Here is a 20,504-nt window from a genome sequence, read left to right as displayed (position 1 = left end):
TTCAAAAGCTTGGGGCTTCCATACTCACAAAAATGCAAACTAAGATTGAGAAACAGAAATGCTTGATGACATTCATTTATTTATAGAGGTAGCTAGGCGTAAAAGTATGAGCCAAACGGCAAAAGACTTAGGCTTAAATTTATCGACGCTATCGCGACATATTCAAGCACTTGAAACCAAATTAACAGAGCCATTATTGCAGCGTACAGCACGAGGAATAGTGCTAACAGCAAAAGGAGAGCAGCTCTATACATCGCTTGCAGATTCAGTGTTAGCGCTTAATAATCAAATAACCGCCCTTAATTGTGATAGCAATAGCAGCAATACTTTTTATTTATTATGCCCACAGAACATCATTGCAGATCTGCTTATGCCTGCGCTAAATACATTTATAAAAGATAATCCTTCGCTCAATTTTCACATATCACCGAGTAATGCCAATAGTCAGTTGAGCCAACAACGCTTTGACCTCGCTATTCGCATTGGCCAACAGCAAGACTCAAGTTATTATCAAAAACGCTTAGGCGCTATTGCTGTTAAGTTGGTTAGTAAAAAAGATGCACCGCAAACTCGCCTAATTTTACCTTACACCCAAACTCAGTTACCAACAGGCATGCTTAACAAACTAACAGAGCTCTACAGCGATATAAGTTATTGCTTTGATATAACAATAGCCAGAAAAATGGTTGAAGAAGGTAATGGGGTTGGTTTATTACCTATGAGTGAAATTAGTTGTATTACTGACAAACAGGCATTTAACTATATTGAATTGCAGCCTGCTTTTGCAAACAGGCCTATTTATGCTCTATGGCATAACACACGCCAGCCAAGTAAAACGGCAAGTCAGTTAATTACTTTAATACAGGGTGTAATTGAGCAAACACTGTGCTTACAGGGTGATATTGTTAAGTTAGGTTAAGAGGTTATTTATGGTTAAGCGTGGAGCTTGCTGACGTGCAAAGCGTGGCTTTAATATCTAAGCCCGATCCCCGCAGCTCGGTGCTCAACGCCTTTATTAATACATGTCGCGTTGGTGGCGGCAACCAAAGGGCGATTTGTCTTTAAATAAACTCTGCTGCAAGTAATTTCCCTGAAAGCAACAAGCAAACTATTCCACCTAAATAAAAACAATTTCTTAAATGATTTCTTAGCTGTAAATACCATATTCTACTGCATATACTACCGCCTCATTTTGAAAAGAAGCTATTTTTACTTTTGATAGTTTGAACTGAGTTATCTAACTTTTGTATTGCAGCTTCTAGTTCTTCAATTTTTTTGTCTTTGGCATAATTTGAACCCCAGCCGCCAAGAATTATTAAAAAGATGAGAAAGAACGATTTTCTATATTTTGCTTTAAAGGCTGTATCTAAATTTTTAACTTCACAAGAACAAGTCATTACTTTCTCCAATTACCTTAATTATTTCAGATGTATAGCTTAAGGCTTAACTACGACAAAATGGGTCGCGTATTATATTTAATCGTAGAACCTTAAATTTGCCATAGAGATTTTAAAAGTATCGAGCGTCGTACATTGCTAAATAATTCAGATTAGCTAAGGTAGTTGAGATGCTTATATAAGATCTTTATTCAGTCTTAATACCATAGTGCCCTAATGATTTTATCATTCGCCTTATAACCCTCGCTTTTAGCTGCTCTGGTGCCTTTACAATAATGTGATCTGACAAACCCATGAGCCAATTCTCCAACTCCAAAGTATGAGCTAATTTAATAGAAACACTGACCCAATCATTTTGAGTAGTCGATTTAGTTAAAGCATTTTCGTCACTAACTTTTTGGCTTTCATTAATGGCTGATTCTTGGAATAGATCTTTGACATAACCTTTGACTTCGAGTTTTACATCAATTACCTCAGCATTTACTAATACACCCACAGCCCCTGTTTGAGCATATTTTAAAGTGTCAAAGTCGGTATCGAATGTTTCAGTTAATAACTTGGCGCTATTAACTCGATGAAAAAGAATATGCCTCGGTTCTTTATAATCATAAAAGTAGCAAATAAGAACCAATTTAGTGTCTCTTATCAACATACCTAATGGTGAAATAAGATGAACAGAATCGGAACCACCGTAAGTTATCTCCAATTTTCTTTGTTCTAAAATCCCTTGGGTAATTAGTGATTTAATTTCAGCATCAATGTTTAATGGTTTAAAAGCTAAAACATGTGGCAAACTCGCAATTTTCGATGGCCATGAGTGTAATAACTCGGATCTCACCAATGTATCTTTTGATTTTTTAAAAATCGCATCAAGCTGAGAAAACACCTCTTTAGGAAAGTAATCTTCAAGGTGATGCTCAACTAGCTGAAGTGATAAAGCTTCCTCTGCAGAAATTGAAGGTAAGTAAATATCTGCACGCTTTCTTGAATAAGACCATTTGTACCCGTCAGGTGAGTCTGAGCTTACTAACCCAAATAAATCAGCCACTTCAACTAAATCTCGCTCTACAGTTCGTTTTGTCACTGCAAAGCCTCTATCTTCAAGGCCTGACTGTAAAATTTTGGCCGTTGTCCATCTAGGAGTAATAGGGATGAGTTGCATCATATTAATAATGCGAGGGAGAGTCTTTCCTTTAGCCGTTGGCATCAACTTTGGGGCCTATCATAACTTAAACTTACCGACACATTACCATAAATCAAACAATAACAGCAGGTTAGCCTTCAGGTTAAAATAGTATAATTGCACTATTTTATATATGAAAGCACTTTTATAGTAGAGTGCTTTGGGTTAATCTGCTTGTAATTACGATGATAAGGAAGTTGTTTAAAAGCCTAGCAATCATGTTTTTAAGCCCTCAAGCTTCTCTAGCATCACATAAACATTCAGCAAGGAAATTTAATGAAATACGACCTGGAACAAGATCTATTAAAGAATAAAGCAATTAAAAATGACCATGGCTGGCAGGTTAACATCAATGACTATCAAATCGACTTTCTCTTAAAAGAGTTAGGTGAAGATGAACACCCCAAAGACATTAAAGAACTGCGAGCGCAATATAAAGATGAGTCAATCGCTTACTTGAATTTAGACCGTCGAGACTTTGATAGTAAGTTAGGTGTTTATACACCTTTAGATGACGACACGCTTGTTTCTGAGCCTCAAAATCTTGAACAGTTAGTAGAAATTACTAATATGCTCATTAATGGACGTTCCGTAGAGTTATTTGTTTTCACTCTCAGAAAGCCCAACTCAAATAATGCATGGGTGGGCTTCTTAAACTTGCTGCATTGAGTAACTAAATGATCGATATTTAATAAAAATGGCGATATTGCGACTTATTCTGTCGCAAGTATTTTATATTATTAGCATGTGTTGCTTCCGTGATGGGGCAGAAGAAAAAGTGTGAGAAACTTTTTCGTCATGGCCTACTTAATGTAGGCCTTTTTTAGAAATACCTAAGCTATAAAAATGAGCGCAAAGAAATCACGTGACTAATTATGACTTTATAAAGCGCAGCAAAAGGACTCCTCTAAAGGATTTAAAGCTAGTAAAACGACCCGATGGTGGCTTTCGAAAACACCCTTCAAACTTTTTTAAGCGAAATTGCTTAGATAAATTTGAATCTAAGGGCATTCAATGCCTAGCAGATAAATCAAACATAGAAATTGAGACCCTTAAGCAATTTATGGCAGGGAACTTGGCTGTTGATTCTACACTTGCCGACAAACTAGAAAAAGCCACAAAAACTAGCGCAGCAACTTGGTTAGAATTACAGCGTCAATATCATGAGTACATAAAGTGATTCTAATTTGGGTGGTTATGCAAAGCTAGCTTGTTTCTAAATTTAGGGGCTACGTTCAAAGTGCCATTTTAGTACAACCTAAGAAGTTGTATTTTGCAGTTTTAACTTTGGCTTTTTAACTATAACTTTTATAAATATTACTCTAAGGTTGCAATATGAGCTCAAACCAACTTTTAATTAAATCACTAGCTCTGGCTTCAAAATATCATGTGCAGCAAAAGCGAAAATCAGACGGCTCACCCTATATAAATCATTTGATAGAAGTTGCAGCACTGCTTACTGATATAGCTAGAATTGATGACGACGACGAACTTTGCGCCGCAATACTTCATGATATTTTAGAAGACACAGGCGTTACTACAGAAGAGGTTTATAAAACCTGTGGTCAACGCGTTCTAGAATTAGTAGAAGCACTTTCAGACAACAAATCACTATGTTTAAAGGAACGAAGAGAAGAAACGCTCAGATTACTTCCCACTAAGTCAAACTCGGTAAAGCGTATTAAATTAGCAGACTTGTGCTCTAATGCTGCTGCAATACCATCTGATTGGACAGTAGAACGGCAGACCGATTACTTCCTCTGGTTAGATCAGGTGGCTGAAGTCTGTAAAACATCCAGTCTTTCATTACATAATGAATACTTAAGAAGAAGGTCCAGTTATGTGTAGTGATAAGTCGTGTAAGATCACCAAAGCATTATATAAGTTATAATCGAAAATATTTATCTAGGAATAGTTTTCTTAGCCGCCTAGTGACCGTAGGCGTTAAGCTTGCTGACGCAAGAGCCGAAGTTTTTAAATAGCCGAAACCCGCCGCTCGGTGCTCGACGCCTTTATTAATACATGTCGCGTTGGCGACGGCAACTAAGGGGCGGATACCGCCGTCCGCCCCTTGGAACCCCACGGCGCCCCGAGCATTTTGCTATTTCCTTAAAACCTTAATTAATATGAACGTAACCGCCGTGTAAGGCACATCCATGTGCCAGTCACGGCTTTAATTATCTTCCATCCAATATTTACTCATTAATGGAGGTCTTTCGGGAAAAATGACGGGGAAATAGTCTTGGCAACCGCCTTCAAATTTGTCGATGCACTAAGAGTTATGTATATTAAATTTATACGTAATTTGAGTAACTTAAATGGCTAATCAAGATCAAAAAGGTAAATGGCTTTCGAGCAAAGAGGCCATTAAACATCTAAAAATAACAGACTGTGAGTTAATGCACCGCCGCGAGCGTGGTGAACTTAAGTTTGAAAAGCGCGGACGCGCGTATTTTTATTATATTGAAATCAAGGATCAATAAGTGATTTTTCACGATTTACTGCAAGAAATGCAAGCCAAAGAACAAAGAGTATCTATTCCCCAAGGCTTCCAAGACTATGTTAACGCTAATAATTTAAAAGCAAACACCGCAGCTTCAATATCTATAGACTCAATCAAAAAACTGCCTAAAGTTTTAAGAGACCAAAATACCATGGTGTTAAGGCTTGGTTCTCGCCCAGCTTCAAATCAAACTTATTTTTCACTAGTAAAATCAAACGGTGTAAACGATTTCTTTTTTAATGACCAAGCTCTGTTTGGTCAATTACAACCTGAACTGTTTTTACCGAACGTATCAATAAGAAGTTTATTTGCATTTCAACTCCTGCCTAAAGTTACTGAGACCTCAGTTGTAAATCTAGCTATAGCATCTGGATTAATGGCTGAAGCGCTTAATCTCGAAGATGATAAAACAATAGTTGTGCCTGCAACAGGGCAAAGTACATTCACATTTAACTTTAAGCCAATTGCTAACGAAAACGTCGTTCTTGAGCATATAAATGGCCAAGTTGAAATCGATGCTGTATTTGTTGCTAAACGGGACGGTAAAGAGCATTTATTTGTAATTGAGGCAAAGCATGGCGATAAGTTTGACTCTTTAGCCAAACACAAATTGCTTTACCCTAGTTTAAGCCTATTACAAAAGCTGCCCTCGTCTATGCCAATAGTGCCCGTTTATTTACGGAGCATAAAAACGCCTAACGGTATCGACTTCTACATTGCTGAGTGCCCTTGCATTGTAAATCAACAAGATGAGTTATATAGTTTGGATACATTAAGCCCCTGTAAATTGCAGGCACTACATTTAGCAAATTATTAGACTATGAACGCAGAGCAATTTAAGCAGCTTGTAAAAAAAGTAAAAATAGCCAAAAAGCTACCTGATGCCATTTATTTTCACAAAGATGCATTTGCTGATGCACCTGCCGATTTAGTTAAATTTATTAAAGTTGTTGCGCAAGCTCTAAAGGTTGATGAATCCGATTACGATCTTATAAAGCTATTTAAAAGTGACTTTAGACTTTCACTGTTAAGCTACCCAACCTTTTATGAAGATTCATACCCTGCGCTTAAGCAAAGCGTAACTGTAGATCTAGCAAAACTGTCGCACAAAATAACTAAATACGATAACAGCGAAAACCCACCTATTTTGCATCGAAAAGAAACCATGGTTTTGCCTACTAATAAACACTATCAATTATTTTGTGATTTAACTGCTGAAGGCGAGCAAGCGGGCCTATACGAAAACACGCGTATGATCGGCTTTAGAGGCTCGTGGGAACGTTTAATTACAAAAAAAGGATACGAGCTAGTTGATGGTCGTTTATTCCGAAGCTCCGCAGTACAAACCCCTGATGACGATAAAACCATAGACAGGCATTTAACTGCAATTGTTCGCCATGAGCTTTCTGCCCCTTTAAAAACACTAGCTAAAAATGGCTTTTTAAATGGTGACTATTCAATTTTTGATTACGGTTGTGGCCGAGGTGATGATTTACGGGAGCTCGAAGCGCACGGAATAGATGCCCTAGGCTGGGATCTAAACTATCGTCCTGATGCGGACAAAGTTATTTCTGACATTGTAAATATTGGATTTGTAATAAATGTAATAGAAGACCGTGATGAGCGGATAGAAGCGCTACTAGGTGCGTGGGAACTTTCGCAAAAGTTATTAGTTGTATCAGCAATGCTTGGTAACGAATCACTTGTGAATCAGTTTCAGCCTTATAAAGACGGTGTGATTACAAGCCGGAATACTTTCCAAAAATACTATACGCAAGCAGAGCTAAAAGCATTCATAGAAATGAGCGTTGACGAAAACGCGATTGCTGTTGCCCCTGGTATTTACTACATATTTAAAAACAAAAAACTAGAACAGCACTTTTTACAAAACCGCCATAAACGTACTTATAAATGGCAACACCTAACAGCACCAGTACCCGTAAATGAAGAACAAGCACGAATTTTATTTACCCAGCACCAGCAACTTTTTGAATCGTTTTGGCTCACATGCTTAACCCTTGGCCGCTGCCCTGCTAACAACGAGTTTGCACAAAGTGACAAAATAAAAGAAGTGATAGGCTCTAATAAAAAAGCACTGCAACTCGTTTTAAAGTGGTTTGAAGAAGACGAGCTAAAAACAGCAGAAGCCATGCGTAAAGAAGATTTACTCCTTTACTTTGCACTTGCCATGTTTGAAAAGCGTAAAGCCTACACTCAACAACCAGAAGACTTAAAGCGTGATATAAAAGCATTCTTCGATACTTACAAAATTGCACAAAACCAAGCCACTGAACTGCTCTTTCAAATAGCAGACAGCGCTCTGATTGAATCATTGTGCCTAGAAGCCGAAAAACTATTACCGGCAGGTAAAGTCGATTTTGAAAACGGCCAGCCTCATGCGCTAACGCTACACAAAGACTTTATTACCTTATTACCACTCGTACTGCGTGTATATATTGGCGCAGCCCTACAAATGTATGGCGAGCTTGATGATATTCAGCTTATAAAAATTCATATACATTCGGGTAAGGTGACACTGCTCGGTTATGAAGGGTTTTATGACTCCCCCCTACCGCAGCTAAAAGAGCGAGTTAAAATCAAAATGGCAGATCAAGATGTAGATTTTTTTGATTACATAATTGAAGAAAAGCGGCCGCTCCTCCTCAATAAAATTGATTATATTGATGACACATTCGAGGACTATAAAAAACAGAGGACATTCAATAATAAATTATCTAAAATAAAAATTGATCATCACAATATAACATTCCCTCAACTTAATTTGTTATTTGATGGTAAATTTGTAATTAAAGGCTACAAATTCATAGCCCAAAATTTAAATAATGCTTAATCTTCAACATCCCACTTTGATTCAATATAAGATTCTAGCTTACTCTGAATACTCTGTTTGTTACTTAACGTAATACTAACAGATGTTAAAACACTTTCTAACTTATCTAAAGCGTCTACAGCCCACTTGTTTGTAACCTTTATATCTGGAGCCGTGTTGTCATTATTGATATTCCAAGCCTTTATTTTTTTATCAATGGTATTTTTACAAAAAATATAATCAGTATTATAATCTTGAACTTCAGATCCGCTAAACGAAAAATCCCAATCAATTGATTTTTCTTCAATAAATCTGAGGTAGACTGCTCTCATCAAAGGCCATAATTTGGGTGATAACTCAGGAACAACTATTGATTTATAATCGACAAGAATAGTTACCCATTTATCAACATCATATTTATTTATTGTTAAAACAAAGTTATTAATAAACTCATCCGACCACCCATCCGACTGCTCACACTTCAGTAAAGCCATAAAAAAACCAGTGAACCCTGCTTGACTTACAAAAGAATTTATTGCTTGGCTGTAGCGATCATCACCGCCACTTCTTTTATCTATGAATCGCTTGTTAATTTTATCTACTGTAGATTTATAGGTTCCTATTTTCCCGCCATTATTTTCAGGAATAATAAAAGCGTTATAAAGCCCTTCCCCACCTTTAAAAACTTTATTCCAAGTACCAAATTCAGAGCCGTCTGCATCATGGTCCATATGTTTCTGTAATTCAGTACAAGCAGTGAAGTGAGGTTTTAAAAAATTAAACTCATTTAAAGTTTTGATTAACTTTTCTGCTATTTCTTTTTGAAATATATCTGTGACTTTATCTAACGCACTAGAGTCTCCTGATTTTAAAGCTTTAGCCAATTTATCAGTGAATTTTCCAGAGGATAAATCTTTAATTCTTGAAATTTCACTTCCAAACTGGCGGTAAACATCACTATTTATCTTATAGTTCAAGGCTAAGTATCGGCTATTCGATTGTAAGAAATAACTAAGCATATAGTGAATAGTTTTAGGTGAAAATAGAGACATTTTTGGGTAATCAGCTGGGAAGTTTTCTCCTTCACAATCAAAGCCTGCATGCATTAAAGAAACAGAAGTCGTTGAATAACTATTTTGTGCTAAAACAGAGTAAAAGCTAGTAGTTGCTATAGATGCTAATTCACGGTCATTTAACAGAATATTTCTATTCTCACTTACCTTTGTAGCTGTTGTGTTTACATCAACAAATAACTTTCTAGATATTAACTCAGGAGTAATACTAGTATCGTCACCATCAAACCACACAACTGTTACAGGTAATTCAGCATCAAAATCATCAGGCTGTGGTTTATTACAATTTTGATAAAAAGCGCTATAGATCGTGGAGTCATCCGTTGCATCATTGAAAGAACCAGCTAAATATCTAAATGCATTCGCTCTATGCTGCCCATCAAGAACAATGATACTTGTTTTTCTAACATCAATTGTAAGAACGCCCAGTGATGTTAATGTATCTTCAATCTTGAAATTTTTAGTCCCCCAGAAACTATCGTAATCAGTCGATTCTTGATCATCGGAAACTGACCCCTTAGGATAATCAATCTCGCTATCAGATTCTAAGTATTTGGAAGGAATTAAAGCGACTAAGATCGCAGGAAAAAAACCTACAGAAGAATTATGACCTTGTAGGTACGGAATTAAATCATTCGCGACACGAGCGTCACTCAAATCTCTTTGGAGTAGTGCCCGAAGATCTTTTATATCTTTACTTTCAACTCGTTCTCTCATCGGTTTCAATTCATCAAGAAGTAAATGTGAATCACCTGATCTTTGAACTTTATTCGTAGAAGCAACAGTTTGAAAATACTTAACTTTAATCGGTGATTCTGAAAAGGTTTTTAAAACCGTAAATTCACCTGTTGTACCATATAGTTCAAGAGCTTTTTTCTTAATGGCTTTTCCTGGTAACTGATTCATTTTATCTTCTTCCAAAAATAGGGTTAAATATTGAGTTAGAGAAATATTCGATTTTTTCAAGTTCTTTTTTGATTGTTATTTTATCACTTGTATTTAATTTAGACGAGCAACCATACCTGTTATATTCAATAACTCTTACGTACAAACAATCTTTTGCGGATACACTTGCCTGATTGAAAAGACTATTGAGCCTAGCCGCAAAGAATTTAGATTCATCATCACTATCATTTTTAACCCCCTCATTATCATCTAGTCCATCAGATGTTTTTTCAGTATTTTCTAGCTGTTTAACATGTGTCGAAAGACGTGTTTTCAAATTGATACTGATACCAATATATAAGGGAATAGGTATCGAAATAAACAGATGTCTTAGAAGTTGTTCATCCTTTATATCTTGAATGTTTTTTGCTTCTTTCTTTAAGGATCCACTATACTCTAAACGCATATTTCCTGTTACTTTAGCGTGAAGCGCCGAGTGAGCTAGTAACGACTCCATCAAAGGGATTATTTCATCCTCTCTATTGGGTTTGGGCCTAATATACCAAGAATATATTCCTGGATATTCATTCACATTAGATAGAATTTGATCAAATGGAATAATTCTTATTTTATATTTTTCACCGCGTGATAGGTCAACATTATAACTATACAATTCGCTCATTTTTGTCCTAAATTAATTATTGATGAAGCATTGTCTAGGTTATATATTGTCATTTTTTGATTCCTAATTCATGGTTCGCTATAGATATTATTTCATCTATTAACCTTAAAACCTGGCTTCTTCTTCCAGGCATATAAACTTCTATCTCATCACTGGCATAGAGCTTGAGGTAAGAATATAAGTTTGCCTGAAGATCTTTTATTTCTTGCCGATAAGGTGCTGGATCATCAGTTAAAGCATCATGCAGTAACCTTGACACTTGCCCAAAACCTAAGTCGCGATCTGAATGGTTTTCAGTAATTTGTTTTTTAAGAAAGAGGTATGCTTTTGTTTGCTTAAACAACGTTGACGCAAATGCAAAATCACCTTTAGCATTTTCAATTTGAGCAAAGGGTAATGAAGAGTTGAGCTGGTATTCATTCAAAGTAACGCCTGGTTTACCTAGCGGGAAATCTGATACAAACAGCTCTGAGGTTTGTGGCAGTATCTCTTCAGGCCATACAGCTGGTAACTCCGTTTCATCCGCTGCATCAAATTGTTCTAAAAAAATCTGCATTTTATCAAGCATATTTAGGGTTAAATCAGTTGCAGATTCAACAATTTTACTAATGAATGCTTTGGATTGTTCGCAGGCATTTACTCTGCTACATGATTCTAGGTTACCATTATTAACTAAGGCTAGCCCTTTGCCCGTTAAATTAGCGCTACCATTAAAAATAGTGTCGTGATCTATTTGATAGATTTTTGCATGCAAATTTACGAGTGCTTTGACTTGATAGCCATTGTTAATGCAATCACGAAGTGCATTTAAGTCACTTGCGCCATTTGCAAAATCTACTGGCGTAAAACGCCCTATCAATTGCACTTTAGGCTTGTTGTTAGAAATTAATTGACCCAACCAGCGTGTCGCTGGTTGGGTTATAAAAGCAGATATGATAGTTAACTCATTACAACTAGGAAGTATTGATTCTAGCTGTGATGTGAGCTCAGTATTTGAGATTAGGCTCGACATTAAAAGTCATCCAACTCGTCATCTTCAGGGCCTTGAAGAAACTCACTAATCACTATCCCCCATTCTCTACGAATAGTATTTAAATAAGCCAACTTGCGTTCATCAGTAGTTTCATTCATCACACGAGCAAAACCAGCGATTGTGGTTTGCATAATCTCAAGTTCATCACTATCAAGCTTACTAACTAGCTTTTGATAAAAAACGTGGTTGGTATTAAATAATACAAGTGTTAAGCCTTTACTTCTTGATACATCAAAGAAGGCTTCAGAATCTCGTGCTACGTCTTCAATTAAAAAACGGTTCCCCGTAAGGATGAGTCTCTCAGCTTTCTCTTCAGCTTCTTCATCACTCATTCCACCGGCTTTTTTTAGATGGTCGACAACATCTTCTTTTTTTAACGCTTTAGTAGGTTCATCGCTTGTTTTATGGCCATGGGATTCACGATGCGCGGAACCTTGCGTTGCTTTAGATGCTGCACCTTCTGAAACAGTTTTGGGTTCATCGGTACCTTTTATCGCCTTACCTGCAATATTTATTTCTTTCAGTTTCCGTTCAAGATCTTTTACCTGCATAGCTATAACATCTGTAACTTTAAAAACTTCAAGCAAGGGGTCTGCATTATTAAATAGGTCTCTTTTAAACTCAGCTTCAGTATCAAACCCAGCCTGTTCAGAAATATTTCCCATATTATAAGGGATTAATTTTACAGCATCTTGTTTGTTATTTGTTACACCAAAAACGGCGTCTAAAGTAGGAGGAAAAGAAACTTCGATAGCACAAAAGCGACCTTTATAATTTCTCAAATCACTTGGTATAAATGAATCTCTTAAAACTAATTCCCTATTAGCACGAACAATTGAGACTCCTATATTTTTTGCACAGTGCTTACCCCAAACGGTTGCGCCTAAACTTTTAGATGTTGATTTTAAGATTTTATTTGCAATGTTAGACTTAACAATAGAGGTAGTTATTGTGACATCATCTCTTTTAGGTACGCTATCTTCATCAATATACTCAACTGAAATGACTTCTTTATCTACTTCTTCAAAAAAGGCCTCATTTTTATAGCTACCAGGCAACTCAGGCAGCGAGGTATTCTTGAGCAAGTACATAGGATCATTAGCTTTAAAAGTCTCTTTATCGTAAACATCAAGCCTGTCATCTGCTGATTTACGATAAGTAATGCTTTCTATTTTTATATTGTCGTCACTAATAAAGTTACGGTACATTCTGCCAACTAAATGCTCACAGTGGCGATAAATCGATTTGCCGGTTTTCCAGCTTAAGCGATCAAGCTTAGACCAAATAATTAATGTGCCAGATTCTGGCTTTTTAGTAAAAAATGCTTTTTCGTACTTAGCTGGCATTGCTTTTGCTGTAGGCATTGGGACTTCTTCAAGCGCACCACTTTTCATTTCATCAACATCTAAGTAAGTATGATGAGGCTCCCCACCTGCTTGCCAGCTCCATACATCAACACGTTTACATTGAGAGATAGAAGAGTTTGGTAACCCCATACCAAATTTCCCCATACCGCCAGTATCTTTTCGGTGCGTACCGCCACCAAATTGCATAGCCACCCGAAGAGTGTCGATATCCATACCCACACCATTATCCCAAAGGGAGATTTCAGATACGGTATAATTTTTACGGGCTTTTAGTTGTTCTTCTATAAAACCAACCTCTACACGAGTTGCGGTTGCTTGTAAACTATTATCAATTAACTCGGCCAGCGCGTATGCGGTATTGTTATAACCATTATCTCTTAGAGACTCAATTACCGTTTCCGCACTTAAAAATCTGTTGCTCATTATTTATTTTCCTTCTCTGCCCACATATCATTCCAATAACCAAATGCAAGACTAATACTTTGAAACTCAGGTATGTTATCCATAACTGTATAAATATTGCACTCTTTGTTACCGCCACTTTTATAACCTCGCATAGCACGACCTGCCATTTGCAAATACTGCACTAATGAGTTCATTGGTTTAGCTATTACGGTAACGTTAGTTTTAGGTGCATCAAACCCTGCTGTTAATACATTAAAATTAACCAGAACTTGTAAGCTACCATTTTTATATTGCGCTATTTTTGCTCTGCGACTTTCAGAAGTGTCGTTTTTACTATCAATAGAAGCTGCTTTAATACCTTGATATGCAAGTGCTGTTGCTAAGTTTATTCCGTGTTCGACTGTACAAGCGAAAACAATGATTTGTGACCCAAGTTTACATTCATCGATGATAGTGTTGAGGATCTGTCGATTACGCTCAATGTTATTTGCTAAAGTTGTCATTGTTTCAACACCGCCAGCATCTCTTAATTCGTATGCAGCAATGCCGGAGTGATCGTAATTTAATGATTTAAAATTGGCTTTAGCCAAGTAACCCTTCTCAACCAAGTAATCTATCGGAGATAGGTAGCCTGAAATTTGCATAGATACTTTATTATTGTAAAAAAAGTTAGCTAATCGAGCATCTTCTTCAGATAAACCATCTTCAGAATAGCTTCTCCCTGGAGTGGCAGTTAAACCAATTAAATCAGCGTGAAATGCTTTGTCATCAATAAAGTCTTGAACAACTTCTTGAAACTTAGGAGCTACAGCCTTGTGGGCTTCATCAAAAATTACTAATGTTACTTTTTCAGCCAACTTGCTATATAAAAGTTGTAATTGTCTAGAATCACTTTTTCGTAGACTTAAAAACTTGTGTAAACCACCCACAACAAACCCAGAATCAATACCACTTAAACTTTCTGTGGAGCTTGAATAAAAGCCATAAAGAGAAGTAGACCTGTTACCTAAAGATTGCCAAGCTTTCGCAAACTCAGTATATGCTTGAGAACAAAGTTCCTCTCGGTCTGCAAGCCAAAGTACCAAGTTATTTTCAGACTGCCTTAAATGTTCGGCAGCTATATTCATTGCCGTGCGTGTTTTACCAGCCCCTGTTGGCAAGTGAATTAAGACACGTTTTTTTTCTTGGTTAAGCTGAGAAAAGACCTGTTTACTAATGTTTTGCTGATAAGGATAAAGCCCATAATTTGGCTCAATACACATTATGCTTTCTAAGCCATTATCTTGCTCTAATTGACTTTCATACAATGCAGAAAGATCTAGTAAATCAGCAAATTTATCAGGGTTATCATCAGCCCAACTTATTATCGCATCATAGTATTTTGGGGTAACATTTTTTGCTTCAAGTCCAAAGCTTGGAAACAGCTCAGCTAACTGCTCTGCAGATAAACGATCAATGAGTTTATTGCGCAATTGCGAATCAAAAATAAAGTCGACCTGTTTAACACTCGCGACTATAGCGGCCAGCTTGTTTTTATTATAGGAGCTACTTTCAGATATCTGATTATCTTTTGCATCAAGTTGAAGTGCGAAATTTATTGAGTTTTTGGGGAGAAAGCTTAGCAATTCATCTTCAGAGAAGTTTGATAAAATTTTTGCCAGCATATTTATTTAATCCTTTAATATAAATCAATATGATAGCTTCCATTCACTTAGAGCCTATAGGTACAAAGTCAGGCTAAATCACTTGATTATTTATCTTTATATTCAAAACTTTACAATAAAGACCTTACATCTACAAGGGTGTTGAGATAAATTTAATTAAACTGTATAAAGGTACAGTTTTTTTACTGATTAATTACCTAGAAGTCTTCCTCTTAATCTTAATTCACGTTAATATCGCCGCTTGGACAATTTCTCCAGAGGCACTCAAAAAGCTATGAAAGCTAAGTTTACAGGTCACGATACTTTCCCTCTGCGCTATGGATGGCTATTCAAAGCGGTTAATCATTTGAATTCAAATGGTAATTTCTCAAGTTCCGACGAAGAAAGTATTCGTCATTCTATTGTTGAGCTTGGCGTTGGTAAAAATATGGTTAAAGCGATTCAGTATTGGGCTGAGTCAAGCGGCATTATCGCAAGCGACAGAATAAATAATAAAACTCTTCATAATGTTACTGAGAATAAAGGGCAGTATTTGTTTGGTAATAACGGTAAGGACCCTTACCTAGAGTTACCGGGCTCAATTTGGTTATTGCACTTTTGGTTAAACTTTAATGATGAACACTTAACCGCCTATCGCTATTTTTTTAATTACTCTAATGTTCAGCATTTTGAAAAATCAAAACTGATCGATGATTGCTATGAAGATGCAAAGCGCCTAGTTAAAAGCGAAGTTGGTAACGTTACGACGATAAAAAAAGACATGGATTGTTTTTTAAATATGTATAGTAAAAAAGTTAAAACAACAACGAAAAAAGTGGATGAAGACCATTTCACCTCCCCGCTTGCTGAACTTAATTTAGTACAGGATAACGGTCGCTCTTTTTATGTTAGCAACTTGACTGAAAGACCTGAGTTACCTATTGAGGTATTCGTTTATGCTCTACTTGAGTTTTTTAGTGTAGAAACAGCTGAATCAAAAGTGAGTACTATTGATTTTGATTCATTACTTACTAAACCGTGTTCGCCCGGGCGAATATTTAGGTTATCAGAGTCTGGTTTAGGGCAAAAGCTCGATGAGGCTCAAGAATTCACAAACAAAAGTATTTCATGGGTAGATTCTCTAGGGCTAAGACAAGTTAATATATCTGACTCAGAAAAAAACAATACTATCAATTACTTAAATGACTATTACGGCAAACACAATGTCTGAATCTCTTATTGCAATTAACCAACGATATAAAAGCTCCACTCGCATTGATGTTGATAGTGCTAATTTAAAACCTTTTATAGACGACTTTATTGTACATGGCACAGCAATAAATGTACTCGATACTGTTAGCCGTGAGTTCGAGGGAAGTACTCAAAGAGCGTATACAATCACGGGCCCTTATGGCTCAGGTAAATCGACTGTTGCTCTGTTTTTATCGTGCTTATTGTCAACTGACTCTGAACAACGAAATTACGCACTAAGCAAGTTAAATAGCTCTCAAAAAGTAATAACTGAGTTTGATGATAGGTTTAAAATTACAAATGGTTGGAAGACCGTTAAGCATGTCTGTGGCCTTGAGGCACCTGCAAATAGTATTCTAATTAGCTTATTGAAAGCGTTTAACGTTAAATTCAATGCGGAAGATGTACTCGCTCTTGATGATGATAAATGTTTAGCAAAGATAAAATCGCTTCTACAAAAACAAAATGAAAACGAAGACGGTGTTTTAATTTTACTCGATGAAATGGGTAAAGCTTTAGATTATCAATCACGTGCAAATAAAGATTTACATTTATTTCAGTCTCTCGCTGATATTGTTCAACAAGCTAAACGCCCTGTGTTGCTGGTTGGCTTTTTGCACCAAGCATTCTCTGATTACGCTAAAAATAAAGATGTAAAAACGCAACAAGAGTGGAGCAAGGTTCAAGGCCGGTACAGAGATTTAAGTTTTAATCCTTCTATTGATGAATCTTTAGTGCTGGTTGGTGATTCAATTTTTAGAGCCCCTAAAGTCGTAAAAGCTATTGAATCAAAATATGAGAAGTTAGTTGATGTTGTAAGTTCAGCATTTGCGAACCAAAACAAAAATGTTGATGCATTAAGCAATACACTTCCTTTAGACCCTATTATTAGCTTATTACTTGGCCCTGTTTCTCGTCGTCGCTTTTCTCAGAACGAACGAAGTCTGTTTGGCTTTTTAGCGTCACATGAAAAATATGGATTCCGAGAGTTTTTAGAGGCAGAATATAATGAACTTAATGAAGAATTAAGTTTATATCGTCCTGAAATGTATTGGGACTATTTGCATCATAACTTGCATCATTTAATTGTTACTTCTCAAGATAGTAAAGCATGGTTAGAAGGTTGTGATGCCATTTATAGAGCAGAACAAAAAGGCGGTGAACTACATACTGCTATTACTAAACTAATCGCTCTACTCACTATTTTTGGTTTCCATCATCAATTACATGCTAAACGCGAATTTATAAAAAAATATTTTGTTAGCCGTGGTTATCAAGCTGCGGAAATAATGCAGTGTTTGACCGACCTTGAGACTTGGACGGTTATAATTTACCGACAAAAACACGATGCTTTGTTTGTGTTTCAAGGTAGTGATATCGATATTAACAGCTTAATTAATGAACGTATTGAAGCAATAAGCTATGGTGTTGATTGGACAGAAATATGTGATATACCGCAAAATATCTTAGCAACTGCGCATTACCATAAAACAGGCACTATGCGTTGGGCAACTACAAAGCTGATAAACAAATATGATGTTGCTCTTATTAAACCATTTATTACTCCTCCTAAAACGGGTGATGCTTTCGCTACATTTATTCTATGTGTGAATGAGGATATTGCTAAAGCACTGAAACCTCATGAAGAATCAATGCCCTTTAGTATTGTTGGTAAATTTGAAGATTTTTCAAATCTTAAAAATGCTGCAATTGAGTTAATCGCTTTAAAGCAGATACTTAAAGACGAGAAGAAAATAGCTCATGACCTCATTGCTAAAAACGAACTTGAGAACCGAATTAAATTTGCACAAACAAATGTAGATCATGAGCTGCAGTATGTTTATAAACATGCTGACTGGTTTCATTGTGGTAAAAAGTTACAAGCAGCGCCTTTAACATCTATCGCCTCAAAAATTGCAAATGAGCTATTTAGTAAATCTCCGGTAGTCATAAATGAGCTAGTGAATCGTTCAAAACCTTCTGGTAGTGCGAATAGTGCTATCCGTAAGTTAATGAATGCCATGTTTGAACAAGGTGATGAAAAAGATCTCGGTTTTGATGAAAAAGCTTTTCCGCCTGAAAAAGGCCTTTACCTTTCTTGCTTAAAAAGCAAAGGGTGGCACTGTGAAACTTCTGAGGGATTTTTGTTCCCAAGCGAGTGGAGTAAAGATTCACAAGAAGCTAACCCTGAAATGTATGAACTATTTAAGAGTGGCTTTAATTTTATAAAAGAGAACTCAAAGAACAAGCAGGTTACATTAGCTGAGCTCTATGAATTTTGGATGCTACCACCGTTTGGCTTAACTGCCGGTTTGTGCCGTATTTATGGCCTAGCTTTACTTAAGTCTCTTGAAGGGCAAGTTGCTTTTTACGACTGGGATTCAACAAATCAGTTCATTTTTATTCCTGAACTTGATGAAGAGCTAGTAAATAAAATTTATAAACATCCAAATGAAGCTGGTGTTCGATATTTTGAAATATCTGAAATACAAAGCCATTTACTAGAAAACTTAGCACAGGCGACACTAGGTGAAGCAAAGAATGACGCTGCTATTTTAAACATCGCTAAGCATATTGTAGGAATTATTCACAAGCTACCTATATGGGTCAAAAAAACTAGTGGCGAAAGTTTTACTGGTGATAAACGTAATGGTTTAACAAAACAAGCTCGTGACTTTAGAAATAAAGTTATAGCGGCAAATGACCCATATAAACTAATTTTAGATGATCTTCCTGCTGTATTTGGGTTTAAGAAAGATGATCCTGCACTTGAAGATAAGCTTGGCAATTATTTAAAAACAGCTATTGAAGATTTAAGTGCTCAGCACGATATTTTACTAAGTGGTTTTAAGCAAATTATAATTCAAATGTTAGGTGAAGACTTTAATCAAGCTTTAAAAGAGCGCTGTGATTTTGTTGAGAAAATTGCTAAGCGACCTAATGTAAAAGAGCTTGCAAAACGGATTTCACAACACATTGATGGTAAAACAAAATTTGAATTTATTATTAATTTAGCCGCAGGTACACCTGAGCGTAATTGGACCGATAAACACCTTCGTAACGGTTTAGATGAACTACAAAACTTATGTGTACAGTTTAGACGCATTGAGTCCTTCGGTAATATTCAAACTCAAGGTAATTCCAAGCCATTGGCATTTATCACCACGGACAATGATGGTAACCACCAAGAGTTTGGTGGGTTCATTAGACATGATCTTAACAATGATAAAGAAGTAAAAAATGCAGTTAATAGCATCCAGACTTCTATTGCCGCAATGCCTAAAGAAAAGCAACTTGCTGCACTCACAAACCTATTAACTAATTTGATGGATCAAACAGAAGCTGAGGTACCAGATGACGGAAAAAGTTAAACATGTGTTAGGCCTCTCAGGTGGTAAAGATAGTAGTGCTTTAGCACTATTTGTTAAAGAAACTTATCCAGAGTTGGATGTTGAGTACTTTTTTACTGATACAGGCTATGAGCTTCCAGAAACTAATGAATTTATTGACCAACTTGAAGAAAAGTTAGGATATATTCATCGTTTAAATGCCCGCTCTTTAAATAATATAGAGGGGCGTGGCGAGAAAGATTTTGCCCATTTATTAAAAGAGCATGGTAATTACTTACCTTCTCAAAGAGATCGGTGGTGTACTGTTCAGATGAAGTTAAAACCATTTGAACAGTGGTTAGATAGCTTTATTAAAGATGGTTACAAAATAAAGAACTATGTTGGCATAAGAGCAGATGAACCTGAACGTGTTGGCTACATGACAATTGAAAAACCAATCGAATCAGTTTTTCCATTTAGGGAGCATGGCATAGTAAGAAGTGATATAGAGAATATATTACAGCGAAACGGTTTAGAATTACCGGAATATTACAAGTGGCGCTCTCGCTCTGGATGTACATTTTGTTTTTATCAGAGAAAGATTGAATGGGTTAAGCTTATGGAAAAGCACCCTGACTTGTTTGAAGAAGCAAAAGCTTTTGAAAAAGGCGATGACAATAATACGACCGTTGGTGAACGTTTTTACTGGATGGGCCAAGGTCAGCCATTAGAAACATTAGAAGACCCTGCAGTACAAAAACGTATTATTGAAAATCACGAGAAAAAAGTTGCTCGCTTTAACAAGAAAAAACGCCGTAATGCGCTATTAGGTGACTTTGAAGGTTATTGTGAGTTTAACGAGCTAGATGATATTTATGACGAAGCAGAAGGCGGTGGAGCCTGTGTGACATGTTATAAATAAT

At 36.4% G+C, this 20,504-nt stretch carries 17 protein-coding genes; 10 read left to right on the top strand and 7 right to left on the bottom strand.

All coding sequences use genetic code 11. The features are described from left to right. Window positions 1-58: 58 nt before the first annotated feature. Window positions 59-919 (top strand): LysR family transcriptional regulator, encoded by an 861-nt coding sequence (locus ACZ5WS_RS18150; RefSeq protein WP_464711703.1) that lies wholly within the window; start codon window positions 59-61, stop codon window positions 917-919. 268 nt (window positions 920-1,187) lie between these two features. Here ACZ5WS_RS18150 and ACZ5WS_RS18145 read toward each other — a convergent pair whose 3' ends face one another. Continuing rightward, entirely contained in the window at window positions 1,188-1,397 is a 210-nt protein-coding gene (locus ACZ5WS_RS18145; RefSeq protein WP_464711701.1) for a hypothetical protein, read from the bottom strand. A gap of 187 nt (window positions 1,398-1,584) precedes the next feature. Next, window positions 1,585-2,604 carry a helix-turn-helix transcriptional regulator gene (locus tag ACZ5WS_RS18140; RefSeq protein WP_464712122.1) on the bottom strand — a complete coding sequence of 340 codons (1,020 nt, stop codon included), beginning with the start codon at window positions 2,602-2,604 and terminating at the stop codon, window positions 1,585-1,587. A gap of 252 nt (window positions 2,605-2,856) precedes the next feature. Here ACZ5WS_RS18140 and ACZ5WS_RS18135 point away from each other — a divergent pair, with 252 nt between their 5' ends. The 6 genes from ACZ5WS_RS18135 to ACZ5WS_RS18110 all read left to right on the top strand — a co-directional run bounded on the left by ACZ5WS_RS18135 (window position 2,857) and on the right by ACZ5WS_RS18110 (window position 7,934). After that, window positions 2,857-3,249 (top strand): hypothetical protein, encoded by a 393-nt coding sequence (locus tag ACZ5WS_RS18135; RefSeq protein WP_464711699.1) that lies wholly within the window; start codon window positions 2,857-2,859, stop codon window positions 3,247-3,249. A gap of 196 nt (window positions 3,250-3,445) precedes the next feature. Next, window positions 3,446-3,760 (top strand): helix-turn-helix transcriptional regulator, encoded by a 315-nt coding sequence (locus ACZ5WS_RS18130; RefSeq protein WP_464711697.1) that lies wholly within the window; start codon window positions 3,446-3,448, stop codon window positions 3,758-3,760. Between the two features lie 155 nt (window positions 3,761-3,915). Then, window positions 3,916-4,428, top strand: coding sequence for an HD domain-containing protein (locus tag ACZ5WS_RS18125; RefSeq protein WP_464711695.1), 513 nt, complete (start codon window positions 3,916-3,918; stop codon window positions 4,426-4,428). Window positions 4,429-4,898: 470 nt separating this feature from the next. Continuing rightward, window positions 4,899-5,063: a hypothetical protein gene (locus ACZ5WS_RS18120; protein ID WP_464711693.1), complete on the top strand. Its 165-nt coding sequence runs from the start codon at window positions 4,899-4,901 to the stop codon at window positions 5,061-5,063. After that, on the top strand, window positions 5,064-5,900 hold the full coding sequence (locus tag ACZ5WS_RS18115; RefSeq protein WP_464711692.1) for a DUF6997 domain-containing protein: 837 nt from the start codon (window positions 5,064-5,066) through the stop codon (window positions 5,898-5,900). It begins immediately after the preceding gene. Between the two features lie 3 nt (window positions 5,901-5,903). Further along, entirely contained in the window at window positions 5,904-7,934 is a 2,031-nt protein-coding gene (locus ACZ5WS_RS18110; RefSeq protein WP_464711690.1) for a DNA phosphorothioation-associated putative methyltransferase, read from the top strand. Here ACZ5WS_RS18110 and ACZ5WS_RS18105 read toward each other — a convergent pair. Genes ACZ5WS_RS18105 through ACZ5WS_RS18085 form a run of 5 tightly spaced genes read right to left on the bottom strand, consistent with a single transcriptional unit; the run spans window position 7,931 to window position 15,022 of the window. Next, window positions 7,931-9,892 carry a ParB N-terminal domain-containing protein gene (locus ACZ5WS_RS18105; protein WP_464711688.1) on the bottom strand — a complete coding sequence of 654 codons (1,962 nt, stop codon included), beginning with the start codon at window positions 9,890-9,892 and terminating at the stop codon, window positions 7,931-7,933. The genes ACZ5WS_RS18110 and ACZ5WS_RS18105 overlap by 4 nt on opposite strands. 1 nt (window position 9,893) lies before the next feature. After that, window positions 9,894-10,553, bottom strand: a complete 660-nt coding sequence (locus tag ACZ5WS_RS18100) for a hypothetical protein (protein WP_464711687.1) — start codon at window positions 10,551-10,553, stop codon at window positions 9,894-9,896. Between the two features lie 49 nt (window positions 10,554-10,602). Continuing rightward, window positions 10,603-11,565 (bottom strand): phospholipase D-like domain-containing protein, encoded by a 963-nt coding sequence (locus ACZ5WS_RS18095; protein WP_464711685.1) that lies wholly within the window; start codon window positions 11,563-11,565, stop codon window positions 10,603-10,605. Further along, window positions 11,565-13,376 carry an ATP-binding protein gene (locus ACZ5WS_RS18090; RefSeq protein WP_464711683.1) on the bottom strand — a complete coding sequence of 604 codons (1,812 nt, stop codon included), beginning with the start codon at window positions 13,374-13,376 and terminating at the stop codon, window positions 11,565-11,567. Before ACZ5WS_RS18090 ends, ACZ5WS_RS18095 begins: the two co-directional genes overlap by 1 nt. Then, window positions 13,376-15,022 carry a DEAD/DEAH box helicase gene (locus ACZ5WS_RS18085; protein WP_464711681.1) on the bottom strand — a complete coding sequence of 549 codons (1,647 nt, stop codon included), beginning with the start codon at window positions 15,020-15,022 and terminating at the stop codon, window positions 13,376-13,378. Before ACZ5WS_RS18085 ends, ACZ5WS_RS18090 begins: the two co-directional genes overlap by 1 nt. Before the next feature lie 274 nt (window positions 15,023-15,296). Here ACZ5WS_RS18085 and ACZ5WS_RS18080 point away from each other — a divergent pair, with 274 nt between their 5' ends. Genes ACZ5WS_RS18080 through ACZ5WS_RS18070 form a run of 3 tightly spaced genes read left to right on the top strand, consistent with a single transcriptional unit; the run spans window position 15,297 to window position 20,503 of the window. Then, the gene (locus ACZ5WS_RS18080; protein WP_464711680.1) at window positions 15,297-16,232 is read left to right on the top strand and encodes a DUF4007 family protein; all 936 of its coding nucleotides are present in this window, start codon (window positions 15,297-15,299) and stop codon (window positions 16,230-16,232) included. Further along, window positions 16,225-19,623: a hypothetical protein gene (locus ACZ5WS_RS18075; RefSeq protein WP_464711678.1), complete on the top strand. Its 3,399-nt coding sequence runs from the start codon at window positions 16,225-16,227 to the stop codon at window positions 19,621-19,623. The genes ACZ5WS_RS18080 and ACZ5WS_RS18075 overlap by 8 nt, the downstream gene beginning before the upstream one ends. Next, a complete protein-coding gene (locus tag ACZ5WS_RS18070) occupies window positions 19,607-20,503 on the top strand; it encodes a phosphoadenosine phosphosulfate reductase family protein (RefSeq protein WP_008465183.1) in 897 nt (298 codons plus the stop codon). The genes ACZ5WS_RS18075 and ACZ5WS_RS18070 overlap by 17 nt, the downstream gene beginning before the upstream one ends. The last annotated feature ends 1 nt before the right edge of the window (window position 20,504 follow it).

The sequence above is a fragment of the Pseudoalteromonas sp. 11L1 genome, assembly GCF_055397545.1.
Note: the sequence above shows the minus strand (reverse complement) of the source record. Positions and strands in the feature narration are given on the sequence as shown.

Bases quoted from the DNA above. Each gene is read 5' to 3' on its own strand.
- ACZ5WS_RS18150 (WP_464711703.1), top strand. From the start codon at position 59: ATGCTTGATGACATTCATTTATTTATAGAGGTAGCTAGGCGTAAAAGT.
- ACZ5WS_RS18145 (WP_464711701.1), bottom strand. From the start codon at position 1,397: ATGACTTGTTCTTGTGAAGTTAAAAATTTAGATACAGCCTTTAAAGCA.
- ACZ5WS_RS18140 (WP_464712122.1), bottom strand. From the start codon at position 2,604: ATGCCAACGGCTAAAGGAAAGACTCTCCCTCGCATTATTAATATGATG.
- ACZ5WS_RS18135 (WP_464711699.1), top strand. From the start codon at position 2,857: ATGAAATACGACCTGGAACAAGATCTATTAAAGAATAAAGCAATTAAA.
- ACZ5WS_RS18125 (WP_464711695.1), top strand. From the start codon at position 3,916: ATGAGCTCAAACCAACTTTTAATTAAATCACTAGCTCTGGCTTCAAAA.
- ACZ5WS_RS18120 (WP_464711693.1), top strand. From the start codon at position 4,899: ATGGCTAATCAAGATCAAAAAGGTAAATGGCTTTCGAGCAAAGAGGCC.
- ACZ5WS_RS18110 (WP_464711690.1), top strand. From the start codon at position 5,904: ATGAACGCAGAGCAATTTAAGCAGCTTGTAAAAAAAGTAAAAATAGCC.
- ACZ5WS_RS18105 (WP_464711688.1), bottom strand. From the start codon at position 9,892: ATGAATCAGTTACCAGGAAAAGCCATTAAGAAAAAAGCTCTTGAACTA.
- ACZ5WS_RS18100 (WP_464711687.1), bottom strand. From the start codon at position 10,553: ATGAGCGAATTGTATAGTTATAATGTTGACCTATCACGCGGTGAAAAA.
- ACZ5WS_RS18095 (WP_464711685.1), bottom strand. From the start codon at position 11,565: ATGTCGAGCCTAATCTCAAATACTGAGCTCACATCACAGCTAGAATCA.
- ACZ5WS_RS18090 (WP_464711683.1), bottom strand. From the start codon at position 13,376: ATGAGCAACAGATTTTTAAGTGCGGAAACGGTAATTGAGTCTCTAAGA.
- ACZ5WS_RS18085 (WP_464711681.1), bottom strand. From the start codon at position 15,022: ATGCTGGCAAAAATTTTATCAAACTTCTCTGAAGATGAATTGCTAAGC.
- ACZ5WS_RS18080 (WP_464711680.1), top strand. From the start codon at position 15,297: ATGAAAGCTAAGTTTACAGGTCACGATACTTTCCCTCTGCGCTATGGA.
- ACZ5WS_RS18075 (WP_464711678.1), top strand. From the start codon at position 16,225: ATGTCTGAATCTCTTATTGCAATTAACCAACGATATAAAAGCTCCACT.
- ACZ5WS_RS18070 (WP_008465183.1), top strand. From the start codon at position 19,607: ATGACGGAAAAAGTTAAACATGTGTTAGGCCTCTCAGGTGGTAAAGAT.